This is a genomic window from Paraburkholderia sp. RL17-380-BIE-A (assembly GCF_046028085.1).
Lineage (GTDB): Bacteria > Pseudomonadota > Gammaproteobacteria > Burkholderiales > Burkholderiaceae > Paraburkholderia.
Window position 1 is genome coordinate 22,745 of record NZ_JARESQ010000032.1, and the last position, 16,657, is coordinate 39,401.

General features: G+C 63.9%; 12 protein-coding genes. 3 read left to right on the forward strand and 9 right to left on the reverse strand.

All coding sequences use genetic code 11. The features are described 5' to 3' along the window. Positions 1 to 57: 57 nt before the first annotated feature. On the reverse strand, positions 58 to 1,947 hold the full coding sequence (locus tag P0D68_RS34500; protein WP_091796727.1) for an ABCB family ABC transporter ATP-binding protein/permease: 1,890 nt from the start codon (positions 1,945 to 1,947) through the stop codon (positions 58 to 60). 284 nt (positions 1,948 to 2,231) lie between these two features. On the opposite strand from P0D68_RS34500, the gene P0D68_RS34505 reads away from it, so the two are divergent. Further along, positions 2,232 to 2,627, forward strand: coding sequence for an acyl-CoA thioesterase (locus tag P0D68_RS34505; protein WP_091796728.1), 396 nt, complete (start codon positions 2,232 to 2,234; stop codon positions 2,625 to 2,627). Between the two features lie 115 nt (positions 2,628 to 2,742). On the opposite strand, the gene P0D68_RS34510 is transcribed toward P0D68_RS34505, so the two are convergent. Together P0D68_RS34510 and P0D68_RS34515 are read right to left on the reverse strand one after the other, a co-directional pair. After that, positions 2,743 to 3,078 (reverse strand): DUF4148 domain-containing protein, encoded by a 336-nt coding sequence (locus P0D68_RS34510; protein ID WP_091796729.1) that lies wholly within the window; start codon positions 3,076 to 3,078, stop codon positions 2,743 to 2,745. A 286-nt stretch (positions 3,079 to 3,364) separates the two neighbouring features. Continuing rightward, a complete protein-coding gene (locus P0D68_RS34515; protein WP_408302527.1) occupies positions 3,365 to 4,297 on the reverse strand; it encodes a LysR substrate-binding domain-containing protein in 933 nt (310 codons plus the stop codon). Positions 4,298 to 4,456: 159 nt separating this feature from the next. Between P0D68_RS34515 and P0D68_RS34520 the strand changes: the two genes are divergently transcribed. Next, positions 4,457 to 5,071, forward strand: coding sequence for a glutathione S-transferase (locus P0D68_RS34520; protein WP_408302525.1), 615 nt, complete (start codon positions 4,457 to 4,459; stop codon positions 5,069 to 5,071). A 19-nt stretch (positions 5,072 to 5,090) separates the two neighbouring features. On the opposite strand, the gene P0D68_RS34525 is transcribed toward P0D68_RS34520, so the two are convergent. Continuing rightward, positions 5,091 to 8,201 carry a sensor domain-containing protein gene (locus tag P0D68_RS34525; RefSeq protein WP_408302523.1) on the reverse strand — a complete coding sequence of 1,037 codons (3,111 nt, stop codon included), beginning with the start codon at positions 8,199 to 8,201 and terminating at the stop codon, positions 5,091 to 5,093. A gap of 217 nt (positions 8,202 to 8,418) precedes the next feature. Beyond that, positions 8,419 to 8,895 carry a nitrate reductase associated protein gene (locus P0D68_RS34530; protein ID WP_408302521.1) on the reverse strand — a complete coding sequence of 159 codons (477 nt, stop codon included), beginning with the start codon at positions 8,893 to 8,895 and terminating at the stop codon, positions 8,419 to 8,421. Positions 8,896 to 9,044: 149 nt separating this feature from the next. Here P0D68_RS34530 and fdhD point away from each other — a divergent pair, with 149 nt between their 5' ends. Further along, on the forward strand, positions 9,045 to 9,884 hold the full coding sequence (gene fdhD, locus P0D68_RS34535) for a formate dehydrogenase accessory sulfurtransferase FdhD (protein WP_408302519.1): 840 nt from the start codon (positions 9,045 to 9,047) through the stop codon (positions 9,882 to 9,884). 132 nt (positions 9,885 to 10,016) lie between these two features. Here fdhD and P0D68_RS34540 read toward each other — a convergent pair whose 3' ends face one another. The 4 genes from P0D68_RS34540 to P0D68_RS34555 form a co-directional block, all read right to left on the reverse strand. Further along, positions 10,017 to 10,787, reverse strand: coding sequence for an enoyl-CoA hydratase (locus tag P0D68_RS34540; protein ID WP_408302517.1), 771 nt, complete (start codon positions 10,785 to 10,787; stop codon positions 10,017 to 10,019). Positions 10,788 to 10,953: 166 nt separating this feature from the next. Then, complete coding sequence (locus P0D68_RS34545) at positions 10,954 to 12,153, reverse strand: acetyl-CoA C-acyltransferase (RefSeq protein WP_408186514.1); 1,200 nt, start codon at positions 12,151 to 12,153, stop codon at positions 10,954 to 10,956. Between the two features lie 75 nt (positions 12,154 to 12,228). Next, entirely contained in the window at positions 12,229 to 14,664 is a 2,436-nt protein-coding gene (locus tag P0D68_RS34550; RefSeq protein WP_408302515.1) for a 3-hydroxyacyl-CoA dehydrogenase/enoyl-CoA hydratase family protein, read from the reverse strand. Between the two features lie 138 nt (positions 14,665 to 14,802). Then, positions 14,803 to 16,590 carry an acyl-CoA dehydrogenase C-terminal domain-containing protein gene (locus tag P0D68_RS34555; protein WP_408302513.1) on the reverse strand — a complete coding sequence of 596 codons (1,788 nt, stop codon included), beginning with the start codon at positions 16,588 to 16,590 and terminating at the stop codon, positions 14,803 to 14,805. Positions 16,591 to 16,657 lie beyond the last annotated feature (67 nt).

Genomic DNA, 16,657 nt, shown 5'->3' on the forward strand with positions numbered 1-16,657 from the left:
TCTCGACCTTAACTCCGCGCCAATTGCCAGGCGGCCACGCAAACGCGTCATCGAAGCCTATCGCCCACGCCCTCCCGCATCGACCGTTTCCACCTGTTCCGGCGCCTCACTTGCGCGCTGCTGCTGCAAAGCCCACATCTGCGCGAACAGGCCGTTTGCGCGCAACAACTCCGCATGCGTGCCGCGCTCGACGATCCGCCCTTTGTCCATCACGATGATCTGCTGTGCATGCACGACGGTCGAAAGCCGGTGCGCGATGATCAGCGTGGTGCGCTCGCGGGCGATCAGATCGAGCTCGTGCTGAATGGCGCGCTCGGAACGTGAATCGAGCGCCGAGGTCGCTTCGTCGAACAACAGAATGGGCGGATTCTTGAGGATGGTCCGGGCAATCGCCACGCGCTGCTTTTCACCGCCCGACAACTTCAGACCGCGCTCGCCGACCGGCGTCTCATAGCCCTTCGGCAGCCCCTCGATGAACTCGTGAATATGCGCCGCGCGCGCCGCCGCGATCACTTCCTCGCGCGTCGCCGATGGCCGGCCGTAAGCGATGTTGTAGTAGATCGAGTCGTTGAACAGCACCGTATCCTGCGGCACGATGCCGATCGACGCGCGCAGCGAATCCTGCGTGACGTCACGAATATCCTGACCGTCGATGGTGATCGCGCCGCCCGTCGCGCGGTCCAGATCGTAGAAGCGGAACATGAGCCGCGCGAGGGTCGACTTCCCCGAGCCGCTATGGCCGACCACCGCCGTCGTGGTCCCCGCCGGAATCGTGAAGCTCACGTCGTGCAGAATCTGCCGCGCCGGCTCGTACGCGAAATTCACATGTTCGAAGCGCACCTGCGCGCCGTTCACGCGCAGCGCGGGCGCACCGTCCACGTCCGGCACTTCCTGCGCCGCGCCGAGCAGCGTGAACATGCGGTCCATATCGGTGAGACTCTGCTTCAACTCGCGGTACACCACGCCGAGAAAATTCAGCGGAATATAAAGCTGCAGCATGAAGGTGTTGATCAACACCAGATCGCCGAGCGTGAGACGACCGGCCATCACGCCTTGCGTAGCGCGCCACAGAATGAACACCAGCCCCGTACCGATGATCGCCTGCTGCCCGAAATTCAGCGCCGACAGCGAGCGCTGCGACTTGATCGCCGCCGTGCGATAGCGCTTCAGGTTTTCGTCGTAACGGCTCGCTTCCCACTCTTCGTTGCCGAAATACTTGACCGTCTCGTAGTTCAGCAGCGAATCGATCGCGCGTGAATTCGCCTTCGAATCGAGATCATTCATGGTGCGGCGAAAATGCGTGCGCCACTCCGTCACTTTCACCGTGAAGACGATGTACACCGCCAGCGCGATGAACGTGACCACCGCGTAATACGCCTCGTATTTGACGACGAAAAAGCCGAGCACGAGGCCGACTTCGACGAGCGTCGGCAGAATGCTGTACAGCGAATACGAGATCAGTTGCGTGATGCCGCGCGTGCCGCGCTCGATATCGCGCGACATGCCGCCCGTCTGCCGTTCGAGATGAAAGCGCAGCGACAGCGCATGCAGATGGCGGAACACTTTCAGCGCCAGTTGGCGCACCGCGCTCTCGGTCACCTTCGAGAACAGAATCTCGCGCAGTTCGGTGAACAGCGACGTGGACAACCGCACCACCGCATACGCGACCACCAGCAGGCCGACGCCGCCCAGCAGAACGATGGCCGGCGAATCGTTGGCGCGGCCGAGCGCGGTGAGATGCTGCACCGAGGCGAGGCTGTCGACGATCCGCTTCATGACGATCGGCACCCCCAGATTGGCGACCTTCGCGCCGATCAGGCAGCTCAGCGCGAAGGCGACTCGCCATTTATACGTGGCGAGGTACGGCAGCAGCGAAAGAATCGTCTGCCAGTCGTTGCGCGGCTGGGTGGAGATCGGAGAAGGTTCGGACGAAGGCGAGCGGCGCATGGGGATCGGCTGGGGAGAGTGTGGAAAGGCCGGAGTTCGCAGCGGCGCGCCGACCGCCGCATGCCGACCCGGCACACTGCATTTTGTCGCGCGACCCGGCTGGGCGCTTTCCCGTACAATTCCTGATCTTTCTATTGTCGCAGAAGCCGGCTGGCGCCGCTTTTCATGAGTTGTCCGGCCGTAGGTGGCACGTTAGCCGCGCGGTGCGTGCCGTACCGTTGTCGTGAATTGCCCCGCCCGCTGGTCCAGCCGACCGAACCAACACGTTTCTCAAGGGTGCCCCGATGACCGATCTTCTTCAACTCCCGCAAAAGCACTGCGCGCTGCGCGTGGTGCCGCAGCCTTCGGATGCGAACGTCCACGGCGACGTGTTCGGCGGCTGGATCATGGCGCAAGTGGACATTGCCGGCTCGATCCCGGCAAGCCGCCGCGCCAACGGGCGGGTGGCGACCATCGCGGTCAATTCGTTCGTGTTCAAGCAGCCGGTGTTCGTCGGCGATCTGCTGAGCTTTTACGCGGATATCGTCAAGACGGGCAATACCTCGGTCACCGTCGAGGTCGAGGTCTACGCGCAGCGCATGAGCCTGACCGAAGACCTCGTGAAGGTCACCGAAGCCACGCTGACCTATGTCGCGACAGACAGCGACCGGCGTCCGCGCGCGTTGCCGGCGCTGGATTGAGCGGCTCGCGGTAAACGAAAAACGAGGCGCTTTTAGCGCCTCGTTGTCTTTTGGCTTCGGCTTTGGCTTCTACCTCGGCTTCTACCTCGGCTGCACCGTCATGCGCTGAACCTGCTTACTGGCTCGCCGCCGCGCCGATTCCCGCCTTCTTCTGCGCGTTCTGAATATCGTTCGGATAGTTCGGATCGTTACGCGACGGCTGATAGCCGTTGGCCTCCAACTTTTTCAACTCGGCGTTTTTCTTCGCCCGCGCCTGTTTGCGCGCGGCCTTGCGCTCAGCCTTGGTGGACGGAGCCGCTTTCGATGCGGCCGACGGTATCGCCGCGTCGGAATCGTTCCCCGCCGGGCCACCACCGCCGCCGCTTTGGGCGAACGCCGGTGCGGCACACGCCACGCTCAATACAACCGATGCCAGCAACACAGACAGTTTCTTTGCAGGTGACGACGTCATTGTTCTCTCCAGTCGGATTGGCGAATAGTCGATGGCGAAACGCCCATCACCCGGTGCAAGCAGCGAAAGGCGGGCGCAACGCCACGTGAATCGGTGCTTCGTGGTTCCCAGCGCGGTCTGAGATGGGAAACATCAATATATCCGACGAGGCGCTTTTCGAAAACGTCATTGCAAGCGTCGCATTTTCGAAACGCCAGCGTCGAAGACGGTGCGTCGAAGCTCGCGCATCACTGCCCACGCATCAGAGCCCAGGCGTCATGGCCTGCTCAGCGCGAACCCGCGCGGGCTAACCGGCACGATTCGCCACCACCGCTGCCCCGCTACCGCGCAGGTAGACGTCGACCTGCCCTTCGATCCACTGCGCGAAATGCGCCTGCGAGGCATCGAGAATTTCGCGTTGCTGCCACACCAGCCAGTACGGGTAACGATAGGGCACGCGAATATCGGTGATCTGCAGCAGGTCGCCCCGCGCCAGCGCATTCGCGACCAGGCTGCGCCGTTCCAGCGCGACACCCTGGCCATGCAGCACGGCGCCGATCACGATATTCGAATCGCTCGCCGACAACACCACAGCCCCGTCGGCCGGCTCCGCCACCTGCGCCGCCTGACACCAGTCATGCCACGGTGTATCGGGACTCGAGATCAACGGACAGGCCATCACATCCAGCGCGGTGACGGGAAAGCGGCCGTTCGGCGCGAGCGCGAAATGGGGCGCGGCGACCACCACCATGTCGTCGTCGAACAGCTTCTGCTGCGCGACGTCGGGCCAATGCCCCTGCCCCATGCGGATGCCGATATCGCTCACGCCCTGGCGGAAATCCTCCACCTGCAAACTCGTCAGCAGCCGGATCCGGTAGTACGGATGCGCCTCGCGAAAACTAGCGAGGCGCGGCACGAGCCAATGCTGAGCGAACGACGGCAAGGTCGTGATCACCAGTTCGCTTTCGTGCGGGCGGGCCTGCGCACGGCGCGTGGCATGCGTGATGTCGCGCAGCGCCATGCGGATGTCGAGCGCGTAGAGCCGCCCTTCCTCGGTCAGCCGCAGCCCGCGCGCCTCGCGCATGAAGAGCGCGATGCCCATCGAATCTTCCAGCACCTTGATTTGCTGGCTCACCGCCGAGTGCGTGACATGCAGTTCGCGCGCGGCTTGCGTCACGCCACCCAGGCGGGCGACGGCTTCGAAGCAGCGTAACGCGGTCAAAGGCGGGATTGGCTTCATGTAAGAAATTCTGACGTAAATCGTCGTTAATTGTCGCTTTTTTTGCTGCCCGTAGATGCTTAATCTATTGGCTCAACGCGCCCTTATCCCTTACAGACAGGGGAACCGTGGGAGCCGCGGAGCCGGGCGCCTCATGATAGATGTTCTAACGGGAATGAGATGAAACTGATCGGAATGCTGGATTCGCCCTACGTACGCCGGGTCGCTATCTGCCTCAAATTGCTGAAGCTGGAGTTCGAGCACGAGGCGATCTCGGTGTTCCGCACCTACGACCAGTTCGCGAGAATCAACCCCGTCGTCAAGGCGCCCACGCTGATCGCCGACAACGGCCAGACCGTGATGGACTCGACGGTGATTCTCCAGTACCTCGCCACGCTCGCCGGGCCGGACCAGCGACTTTTCCCGACCCAGCCCGAGGCCGCATTGCGCACCGCCCATCTCACTGGACTCGCGCTTGCCGCGTGCGAGAAAACCGTGCAGATCGTCTACGAACGCAATCTGCGTCCAGTGGAAAAGCAGCATGAGCCATGGATCGACCGCGTAAGCACGCAGTTATCCGCCGCTTACGCCGAACTCGAACGCGACCTCGCGGCAACGGCACTGCCGATCGAAGCCAACCAGTTCGACGCGGCTGACGTCACCGTGGCGGTGGCCTGGCAATTCACGCAGATGATGTTGCCCGGCATGGTGAGCAAGACTGCCCATCCCTTCCTGCAGTCGTTTTCCGACATGGCGGAAGACCTGCCGGCTTTCCTGAGCACGCCGGCACAATGAGCGCGCCGGGCGCGAACGCTCAAACCATCGCCAGTTCGCGCCCCACGCCACCCTGCAGCAGTTCCGACATCGCGTCGGTCGACAACGGCTTCGCGAAGTAAAAGCCCTGCATCTCGTCGCATGCGCGCTCTTTCAGGAAGTCGAGCTGCGCGGACGTCTCCACGCCCTCGGCGATCACCTGCAATTTCAGCGAGTGCGCGAGCGCGATGATCGCCGAGGTGATGGTCTCGTCGTCGCCCGACACGCCAATGTCGGAGACGAATGAGCGGTCGATCTTCAGGCGATCCACCGGGAAACGCTTCAGATAGCTGAGACTCGAATAGCCGGTGCCGAAGTCGTCGATGGCAAGGCCGATGCCGAGCGCGTGCAGTTCGTTGAGCATCGACACGGCCTCTTCGGCGTTGCGCATGATGGTGCTTTCGGTCAGCTCGAGTTCGAGATATTGCGGCGCGAGGCCGGTCTCGGCCAGCACCTGCATGACGAGCTTGGCGATATCGCGCTGCTGGAACACCCGCGCCGACAGATTCACCGAGACACGCGCCGGCGGCAGGCCTTCGTCCTGCCACGCCTTGTTCTGCCGGCACGCTTCACGCAACACCCACTCCGAGAGCGGCCCGATCAGCCCGCTTTCTTCCGCCACCGGAATGAACGACGACGGCGGCACCAGGCCGACTTCCGGATCGCACCAGCGCACCAGCGCTTCGGTGCCGACGATCTGTCCGCTCTCGATGTCCACCTGCGGCTGGTAGTGCAGCAGGAACTGGTTGTCGCGCAACGCGCGGCGCAAACGCCGTTCGAGATTCAGTCGCGTGCCCGCGCTCGCGTTCATTTCCGGCTGATAGAACTGGAACGTGTTGCGGCCCATGTCCTTGGCGCGATACATGGCGAGATCGGCCTTCTTCATCAGCGTTTCGGCATCTTCGCCGTCTTGCGGGAAGAGGCTCGCGCCCATGCTGCAGCCGACATACAGTTCGGTGCCGTCGAGCCAGACCGGCTCGGAGATCGACACGCGCACGCGCTCCATCCACGCGATCAGCGACTGTTCGTCGACGGTATCGGTCATCACGATCACGAACTCGTCGCCGCCGTGCCGCGCCACCGTATCGCTCGTGCGCGTGCAACGGGCGAGGCGCTCGGCAACCACGCTCAACAAACGGTCGCCGACACTGTGGCCGAGGCTGTCGTTGACGTTCTTGAAGCCGTCCAGATCGATGAACACGACCGCGACGCCCTTGTGATGCCGTTGCGCGACGACCAACGCATGCTGCAGACGGTCGCGCAGCAGATTGCGGTTCGGCAGGCGCGTCAGGCTGTCGTAGTTGGCCTGATATTCGAGCTGCTCCTGATAGCGCATCAGGTCCGTCACGTCGTTGATCACGCCGATGTGATGCGTGATCACCCCGTCCTGATTCGGCACCGGCGCGATGAAGAGCTGATTCCAGAACAGCGCGCCGTCCTTGCGATAGTTGCGCACCACCGCGCTCACCTCACGGTTCGCCGCGAGTGCCTGACGGATCAGCGCGACGCCTTCCTGGTCGCGGTCGTCGCGCTGCAGCAGGCGGCAATCGTGACCGATCGCCTCGGCGGCGTCGTAGCCGGTAATGCGCATGAACGCGGGGTTCACGTACTCGATCAGATTGCCCGTGGGCGACGGCGCCGTGATCAGAATCGCGTTGACGCTGGCATCGAGCGCGCGGCTTTGCAGACGCAAGGCCAGATCGGCGCGCTTGCGCTCGGTGATGTCCGTGTACGAACCGAGCACGCCGATCACGCGGCCGTCGCCGTCGGTGAACGGCAGCTTGCTCGTGACCGTGGTGCGGTGCACGCCGTCGATCACCAGATCGACCTCGAAGTTCATCTTCGGCACGCCGGTGCTCACGACTTCCCGGTCATGGTCGCCCAGCAGGTTGGAGAAGTCGCGCCACGGCATGTCGGCGTCGCTCTTGCCCACCACCTGCTCGGGATACGCGAGTCCCGCATCGCGCGCGAACGCCATGTTGCAGCCGAGGTAGCGCGACTCCATGTCCTTCCAGAAAATGCGCTGCGGAATATTGTCGATCACCGCTTCGAGCATCTGGTTCGAACGGTGTGCTTCGGCTTCGGCGTTGATCTGGTCGGTGACGTCGTCGGCCAGCACGAAGAACGCGCCGCGGCCCATGAAATTCAGCGCGTGATACGAAATGTCGGCGCTGATCGTCGAGCCGTCCTTGCGCCGGTGATGCCAGATGCCCGCCATGGTACGGCCATGCTGGCTGGCGTCGCTGCGCTGCAGATGCGATTCGAGACGCGAGATTTCCGCTTGCGGCCGGATCGCGCGAATCGTCATGCCGAGAAATTCGCTTTCGGAATAGCCGTATTGCTGGATTGCGGCCGCGTTGACGGCGAGAAAGCGCAGCGTCTCGCGATCGACGATGTACATCGGCACCGGATGTTCGTCGAACAGGCCGCGAAAGCGTTCGTCGTGGCGACCGAGCGCGCGCACGCTGCGCAGCTTCTCGCGCGCGCTGTTTTCGCGAACGCCGAACGTGTAGATCAGCAGCACGCTGCCGGCCAGCATCGTCACGATCAGCAGGAACATGGCCCGCTGGGTTTCGCTTGCCGACGCCGCGAGCGAGGCCCGCAAGGCGCGATTCTCCTCGCCGCGCAACGAGGCCAGCGCGGCTTCCACACGATCCAGCCCGAGCCCGAGATGGGTGTAGGTCGACGCCGCCCACGCGCGCGAGGCGTTCGGCCCGGCGCCGGCGCTCCTGAGCAGCGCGTCGTCGATATCGTGTTGCAACGCATGACTGTCCGCGCTCAGCCTGGCGAGCGCGTCGAGCATGGCGGGTTCGCCGGCAAATTCACTGCGCAGGTCGCGCTCCAGACGCGCAAGCGTCGTGACCATCGCGGCAGCGGAACCTGCCGGCGCGGACTTGCCCGACGCCTCGAAGCGGCCGAGCGCGGCGAGACCGCCGTCGAGCGCCGACTGGTAGGCGTCGAGGTTCTGGCGCACGCTCGTCGAACGCAGCATGCGCGCGTCCGCGTCGCGTTGGCCGCAAATCTGCGTGTAGGCGACGAACGCGTTCGCGCCGACCGCCGCGGCGACGACCGCTATGTTGATCAGCAGCCGCTTCGATAGAAAAGGAGTCATGGGTTCCGAACGTCAATCGTTCTGCGGGCGGGGAGCGCGCGGTCGATTTCGATGCATCGGGCCGCATCGATACGGATTTTCTTTACGCGCCAACCCATGGATAACGGCAGCGTTCGGAACAGGTTGAGGGTGGTGAATGAAAAAAACGTGGCCGGCAACTCGTGGCCGGTGCGGTTGACCGACCGCAACCGGGCCGGTCGCACCTAGCCGGCCGCACCTAGCCGGCCGCACCGAACTCCTTCATGGCCGGGACGAAGTCGTGGTTGGCCTCCGGCTTGCGCGACAGCTTGGCGAGCACGTAGCGCTTGAACGGATCGAGTTCGGCCCAACGGGCCACACCCGGCGCGACGATGCCGGCCAGTTGCGCCTGATGCGCGATGCCCTCCGGCACGCTATCCGTGCGGCGCCAGGCCGGCGCTTCCTCGGGCGTGAACCACTCCGGCTCGACGTTCGCATGGGTGCGCAGCATTTCGAACAGGGCGTGATCGAAGTTCGGCTCGATCTCCGCGTCTTCCTCGACCGGGAAACGCGCCAGCAGCTTGCGGTCTTCCAGCGGCAGCAGTTGCCATTGTTGAAGCGAGATGCGCAGCCCGAACCGGTCGAGGTTGAAGCGCACCGACATCGGGATGTAAGTGAAATTCTCCGAAGACTCGACCTCGAAGTTGAACAGAAGCGGCGCTTCGTTGAGTCCCATGACAGTGTCCCTCGTGGATGGCGGGCAACGCTCAAGCCCAGCTTGAGGTATTTTAGAACCTTATTCGCGCGACGGCGGCACGGCCTGGCGGCAACCCGCGAGCCCACCTGCCGCTCAGGCGCGCGCGGCATGGCAAAGGAGTGACAAGCTTGGACGAACTGGAAACAGGCGGGCAACCGGGCGCGGTGGAGCGCCAGGTGCGCCGGCATCGCGGCGCCGAAGTCGAGACCGTGACCGACCACGTCGGTCAGGAATGGCCGGTCGCGCTGGTCTTCAACGGCATTTCGCATGCGGTGATGATGTGCACGCCGTGCGATCTGGAAGCGTTCGCGGTCGGATTCGCGATTTCCGAAGGGATCGTGGAACGCGGCAGCGACATTCAGGACATCGAGGTCGAACTGCACGACGAGGGCGAATTGCCGCACGCCGAAGTGCAATTGCAGGTCGTGCAGCAGGCGTTCGTCGCACTGAAGGAAAAGCGCCGCGCGCTCGCCGGGCGCACCGGTTGCGGGGTGTGCGGGATCGAAAGCATCGATCTGCTGGATCTGGAACCGGAGCGCGTGCCGGACACCGGTTTCCTGCAACGGCTCGCACCGGATGCGATTGCGCGCGCCGCCCGCGAACTGCCCGAGCATCAGGCATTGACGCGGCTGACCGGTGGCCTGCACGCCGCCGCATGGTGCGACGCGGCAGGCGCGATCCGCTATGCGTTCGAGGACGTGGGCCGCCACAATGCGCTCGACAAGCTGATCGGCCAGCTCGTGCTCGATCGCGTGGATACCAAAGAGGGTTTCGTGTTTCTGTCGAGCCGCGCGAGCTATGAGCTGGTGCGCAAGGCGGCGCGCGTTGGCGTGCCGATGGTCGCGACGATCTCGGCGCCGTCGTCGCTGGCGATTGCGATTGCCCGCAAGGCGGGCGTGCGGCTGGTGAGCTTCTGCCGCGAGAAGAGCTACGTCGACTACGATACGTTGCAGCCGGCGCAGCTTTGAACGGCGACGCGCCTGAGGTGCGAGCGGGCGAAGGTCCAGCCGTGCAAAAAGGCGTAGCCCGCCCAAGCTGGGCAGTCCGTTCTACGCCAGAACGCTCGCGCTCACAGTGCTTCAAGCGCTCCGGCGCGCCGCTCAGTCGAACTGCCGGAAGTCCGGCTTGCGCTTCTCGAAGAACGCCTTGAACGCCTCGCGTGCTTCGGGCGCGAGCAGCATCTTGCCGAAATGCACGGCTTCTTCCGACATCTGCGTTTGCAGTTCCTGGTGGCTCGCGCGCTTCATCAGGCTCTTCGTCACGCGCAATGACGAGGCCGGCAGCGCGGCCAGTTTCGCGGCTTGCGAAGCGGCGAAACCGTCGACTTCTGCGGCGGGCAGCACGCGATTCACGAAGCCCATGCGTTGTGCCTCGGTGGCGTCGAACGCTTCGCCGAGCAGCAGTTTCTCCGCCGCCGCCTGATAGCCGCCCACACGCTGCAACAGCAGACTCGACGCCGCTTCCGGGCACAGGCCGAGTTGCGCGAACGGCAGCGAGAAGCTCGCCGTGTCGGCGGCGTAGACCAGATCGCAATGCAACAGCAAGGTCGTGCCGATCCCAACCGCCGGGCCCGCCACCGACGCCACCACCGGCTTCTCCGCCGAACTGATCGCGCGCAGGAACTGGAACACCGGCGCGTTTTCGCCCATCGGCGGCGTCTTCATGAAATCTTCGAGATCGTTGCCGGCGCTGAAAATGCCCGCGCTGCCGCGAATCAGGATGGCGCGCACCGCGGCGTCGCCTTGCGCTTCGACTAGCGCATCGGCCATTGTCTGATACATCGCTGCCGTGATCGCGTTCTTCTTGTCGGGCCGGTTGAAGGCAATCGTCAGCACGCCGTCGGCGCGCTCGACCAGAATATCCATCGTCATCTCCTCGTACTCCTGCTCAGAATGTAAAAACGGTTCGCAAGCCGGATGGCCTGCGAACCGTTGCGCGGTGCCTAATGGGCCGCTCCGGGGGCCGCTCCGGGGGCCGCCCCGAAGCTCGCCGTGTGGACCGAAGCGAACGCCGGGCTGAACACCGGGCCGGTCACGCTCACAGGCGCTCGATGATGCCCGCTGCGCCCATGCCGGTGCCGACGCACATCGTCACCATGCCGTACTTGTAGTTACGGCGGCGCAAACCATGCACCACGGTCGACGCACGAATCGCGCCCGTCGCGCCCAGCGGGTGGCCGAGTGCGATCGCGCCGCCGAGCGGGTTGATCTTCGCCGGATCGAGACCGAGGTCCTGAATCACCGCCAGCGATTGCGCGGCGAACGCTTCGTTCAGCTCGATCCAGTCCAGGTCGTCGATCTTCAGGCCGGCGGCCTTCAGCGCGGCGGGAATCGCTTCCTTCGGGCCGATGCCCATGATTTCCGGCGGCACGCCGCGCACGGCGAAGCTGACGAAACGCGCGAGCGGCGTCAGGTTGAATTCCTTCAACATTTTTTCCGATACCACGATCAGTGCGCCCGCGCCGTCCGAGGTCTGCGAGCTGTTGCCCGCCGTCACCGAACCCTTGTTCGCGAATACCGCGCGCAGCTTGGCCAGACCTTCGAGCGAGGTTTCCGCGCGCGGACCTTCGTCGAGCGAGACTTCGCGGGTCTTCACGCGGACTTCGCCGGTGGCGAGATCGGGGAAGCGCTCGGTGATCGTGTAGGCGGCGATTTCGTCGTTGAACTCGCCGGCCTGCTGCGCGGCGATCGCGCGGCGGTGCGATTCGACCGAGAACGCGTCTTGCGCTTCGCGGCTGATCTTCCAGCGCTCGGCGACCTTCTCCGCTGTCAGGCCCATGCCGTATGCAATGCCGATGTCTTCATTGCGATCGAAGATATGCGGCGACATGGACGGCTTGTTGCCCATCATCGGCACCATGCTCATCGATTCGCAGCCGCCCGCGATCATCGCGTCCGACTCGCCGACGCGGATGCGGTCCGCCGCCATCGCCAGCGCCGTCAGGCCCGACGCGCAGAAGCGGTTCACCGTCACGCCGCCGACGGTATTCGGCAGGCCGGCCAGCAGCGCGCCCATGCGCGCCACGTTCAGGCCTTGTTCCGCTTCCGGAATCGCGCAGCCGATGATCGCGTCTTCGATCACCTTCGTGTCGAGGCCGGGCACTTGCGCCACGGCCGACTTGATCGCGTGCACCAGCAGTTCGTCGGGGCGCGTGTTCTTGAACATCCCGCGCGGCGCCTTGCCGATTGGCGTGCGGCTCGCGGCGACGATGTATGCGTCTTGCAGTTGCTTTGCCATCTGAATCTCCTTTGTCGACCGGAGTTAGCGCTTTACCGCTTACTCCGGTCCCATGCACGTAGTGCGGTCGCTCGCTCAGTTGCGCACCGGCTTGCCGGTTTGCAGCATGCCCATGATCCGTTCCTGCGTCTTTTGCGTGCCGAGCAGATCGACGAACGCGCGACGCTCGAGTTGCAGCAGCCACTCTTCATCGACCAGACTGCCCGCTTCCACGTCACCGCCGCACACCGCTTCCGCGATACGGCTAGCAATCAGGAAATCGTGCTCGCTGATGAAACGGCCATCACGCATGTTGACGAGCGACGCCTTGATGGTCGCGATCGCCGAGCGGCCGGCCACCGGCACTTGCGTGACCCGCAGCGGCGGACGGTAACCCGCCACCGACAACGCGCGCGCTTCCTTCTTCGCGACGTCGAGCAGTTCGAATACGTTGAAGACGATCGTGTCGGACGGCTTCAGGTAGCCCATTGCGCGGGCGTCGAGCGCGGAGGCCGAGACCTTCGCCATCGCCGCGTTTTCGAACGACTTCTGCACGAACTTCAGCAGGTCGTTGGTCGCGCCGACTTGCGTCGCCGCTTCCGCCGCGCGCAGCGCCGCTTCCTTCAGGCCGCCGCCCGCGGGCACGAGACCCACGCCGACTTCCACCAGACCGATATAGCTTTCGATGTGCGCGACCCGCTTCGCGCTATGCAGCGCCAGTTCGCAACCGCCGCCGAGCGCGATGCCCGACACGGCCGAGATGACCGGCACGCTGGCGTACTTCACGCGCAGCATGCCTTGCTGGAATTTCTTCACGAACGGCTCGATGCCCTTCGCGCCGCCCATCATGAAGGCCGGCATCGCTTCTTCGAGGTTGGCGCCCGCGGAGAACGGGCCGCCCGGCGTGCCGAGCTTGAGCGACGTCGGCTGCCACACCACCAGGCCCTTGTACTCCTTTTCGGCCAGTTCGATCGCCTGCGTCAGACCGTCGATCACCGACGGTCCGATCGTGTTCATCTTGCTCTTGAACGAAACGATCAGCACGTCGTTCTCGCCGGCGCGATCGTCGACCCATGCGCGCACGGCGTCGGTTTCGAACAGCGTCTTGCCGTAGGTCTTCGGATCAGCCGCGGTTTCGCCGACCAGCGGCGCACGGAACACCTGCTTGTCGTACACCGACAGCGACGAGCGCGGTACGAACGTCCTGGAAGCCGGCGACCACGAACCTTCGTTCGTATGCACGCCGCCCTTCTCGGCCACCGGACCTTCCAGCACCCAAGACGGCAGCGGCACGTTCGAGAGCGCCTTGCCGGCCGCGATGTCTTCCTGCACCCACTCGGCGACCTGCTTCCAGCCGGCCGTCTGCCAGCCTTCGAACGGGCCTTCGTTCCAGCCGAAGCCCCAGCGGATTGCCAGATCGACGTCGCGCGCGTTGTCGGCGATCGACTCCAGATGCACGCCGATGTAGTGATACACGTCGCGGAAAATCGCCCACAGGAACTGCGCCTGCGGATGCTGCGATTCGCGCAGCAGCTTCAGACGCTCCGCCGGCGGGCGCTTGAGGATGCGGCCGACCAGTTCGTCCGCCTTAGCGCCGCCGTCCACGTACTCGCCGGTTTTGGCGTCGAGCACCTTGATCGCCTTGCCTTCCTTCTTGTAGAAGCCGCCGCCGGTTTTCTGACCCAGCGCGCCCTTCTTTACGAGTTCGGCCAGCACGGCCGGCGTTTCGTAGACCGGATAGAACGGATCGTCCTTCAGCGTGTCCTGCATCGTCTTGATGACGTGCGCCATCGTGTCCAGACCGACCACGTCGGCGGTGCGGAAGGTGGCCGACTTCGCGCGGCCCAGACGTGCGCCCGTCAGATCGTCCACTTCGTCGAAACGCAGACCGAATTTCGCGGCTTCGGTGACGACGGCGAGAATCGAGAAAATCCCCACGCGATTGGCGATGAAGTTCGGCGTGTCTTTCGCACGCACAACGCCCTTACCGACCACGCTGGTCAGGAACGACTCGAGTTGGTCGAGAATTTCCGGACGCGTGGTCGCGGTCGGAATCAGTTCGACCAGGTGCATGTAGCGCGGCGGATTGAAGAAGTGCACGCCGCAAAAGCGCGCCTTCAGTTCGTCCGAGAAACCTTCCGACAAGGCGGTAATCGACAGACCCGACGTGTTGGTCGCGAAAATCGCGTTCGGCGCGAGATGCGGTGCGACCTTCTTGTACAGGTCGTGCTTCCAGTCCATGCGCTCGGCAATCGCTTCGATCACGAGGTCGCATTCAGCGAGCTTCTCGATGTCGTCGTCGTAGTTCGCGGGCTGGATGTATTGCGCGTCGTCCTTCACGCCGAACGGCGCCGGCGACAGCTTCTTCAGATTCTCGATCGCCTTCAGCGCGATCGCATTCTTCGGGCCTTCTTTTGCGGGCAGATCGAACAGCAGCACGGGCACCTTGGCGTTGATCAGGTGCGCGGCGATCTGCGCGCCCATCACGCCGGCGCCGAGCACGGCTACCTTGCGAATGATCAGATTGCTCACGTCGTTCCTCCGGAGAGTTATGCGAGGTCGCGAAGCTTCGATGGACGCTTCGCGTTGTGTGTTTGAGGAGAGACGCCGCGAGTTCGACACGCGCGGCGCCTGCTTTGATGGGATTGCCTGACGCCTGAAAACAGCGACTTAGAACAGCGCTTCGTCGACTTCCATCATCGATTTCGAGCCGGCACGCGCCTGACGGATCGTCATGGCCGTTTCCGGCAGCAGCTTCGCAAAGTAGAAGCGTGCCGTGGCGAGCTTCGCCTTGTAGAACGGATCGCCCGATGCTTCCTTGTCCAGCGCGATGCGTGCCATGCGCGCCCAGAAGTACGAGAACACCAGGTGGCCGACCGTGCGCAGATACGGCACGGCGGCGGCGCCGACTTCGTCCGGGTTCTGCATGGCCTTCATGCCGATTTCCATCGTCAGCTTCTGCACCTTTTCGCCGATGTCGGCGAGCGGGTTGATGAACTCCTGCATCTCCGGCTTCACGCCTTCGGCTTCGACGAATTCGGACACCAGCTTGCCGAACTTCTTCATCTTCGCGCCCATGTCGCCGAGGATCTTGCGGCCGAGCAGGTCGAGCGCCTGAATCGCGTTGGTGCCTTCGTAGATCATGTTGATGCGCGCGTCGCGCACGTACTGCTCCATGCCCCACTCGGCGATGAAGCCGTGGCCGCCATAAATCTGCATGGCGTGGTTGGTGCTCTCGAACGCGTTGTCCGACAGGAACGCTTTCAGGATCGGCGTGAGCAGCGCGACGAGGTCGGCGGCTTCCTTGCGCACCGATTCGTCAGCGTGCGACAGTTCCTTGTCGATGTGCAGCGCGGACCAGTACGAGAAAGCGCGCGCGCCTTCGGCGTAGGCCTTTTGCGTGAGCAGCATGCGGCGCACGTCCGGATGCACGATGATCGGATCAGCCGCCTTTTCGGGCGCCTTCGGGCCGGTCAGCGAACGCATCTGCAGACGCTCTTTCGCATATACCAACGAGTTCTGATAGCCGACTTCGGTCAGACCCAGGCTCTGCATGCCGACGCCCAGGCGCGCGGCGTTCATCATCACGAACATGGCGTTCAAGCCCTTGTTCGGCTCGCCGACGAGCCAACCCTTGGCGTTGTCCAGATTGATCACGCAGGTGGCGTTGCCGTGAATGCCCATCTTGTGCTCGATGGAACCGCACTTCACGCCGTTGCGCTCGCCGGGTTCGCCCGCCTCGTTGGGCACGAACTTCGGCACGATGAAGAGCGAAATGCCCTTGGTGCCCTTGGGCGCATCCGGCAGACGCGCGAGCACCAGATGAACAATGTTCTCCGCGAGATCGTGTTCGCCGCTGGAGATGAAAATTTTCGTGCCGCTGATCGCGTACGAGCCGTCGCTGTTCGGTTCGGCCTTGGTGCGCAGAATGCCGAGATCGGTGCCGCAATGCGGCTCGGTCAGACACATCGTGCCGGTCCACACACCGGCGACGAGCTTCGGCAGATAGCGTTGCTGCAATTCCGGCGTGCCGTGCGCATGCAGACATTCGTACGCGCCGTGCGAGAGACCCGGATACATGGTCCACGCCTGATTCGCCGAGTTCAGCATTTCATACAGCGCGTTATTGACGAACGCGGGCAGACCCTGACCGCCGTATTCCGGATCGCAGCCCAGTGCGGGCCAGCCGGCTTCGACGTACTGCGCATAGGCTTCCTTGAAGCCCTTCGGCGTGGTCACGACGCCGTCGCCGGCGTATGTGCAGCCTTCCTGGTCGCCGCTGTGGTTGAGCGGGAACAATACTTCGGAGCAGAATTTGCCGGCTTCTTCGAGCACCGCGTTGATCGTGTCGGCATCGAGATCCGCGTGCTTCGGCATCTGCTTGATTTCGGCTTCGACGTTAAGCAGTTCGTGCAACACGAATTGCATGTCGCGCAGCGGCGCGGCGTACTGTCCCATGACTCTCTCCCAAGTTTGACAAGAAGCCAGGCCGTTAGCTGAGTCCGTGGATCGGAACTTTCTGCGC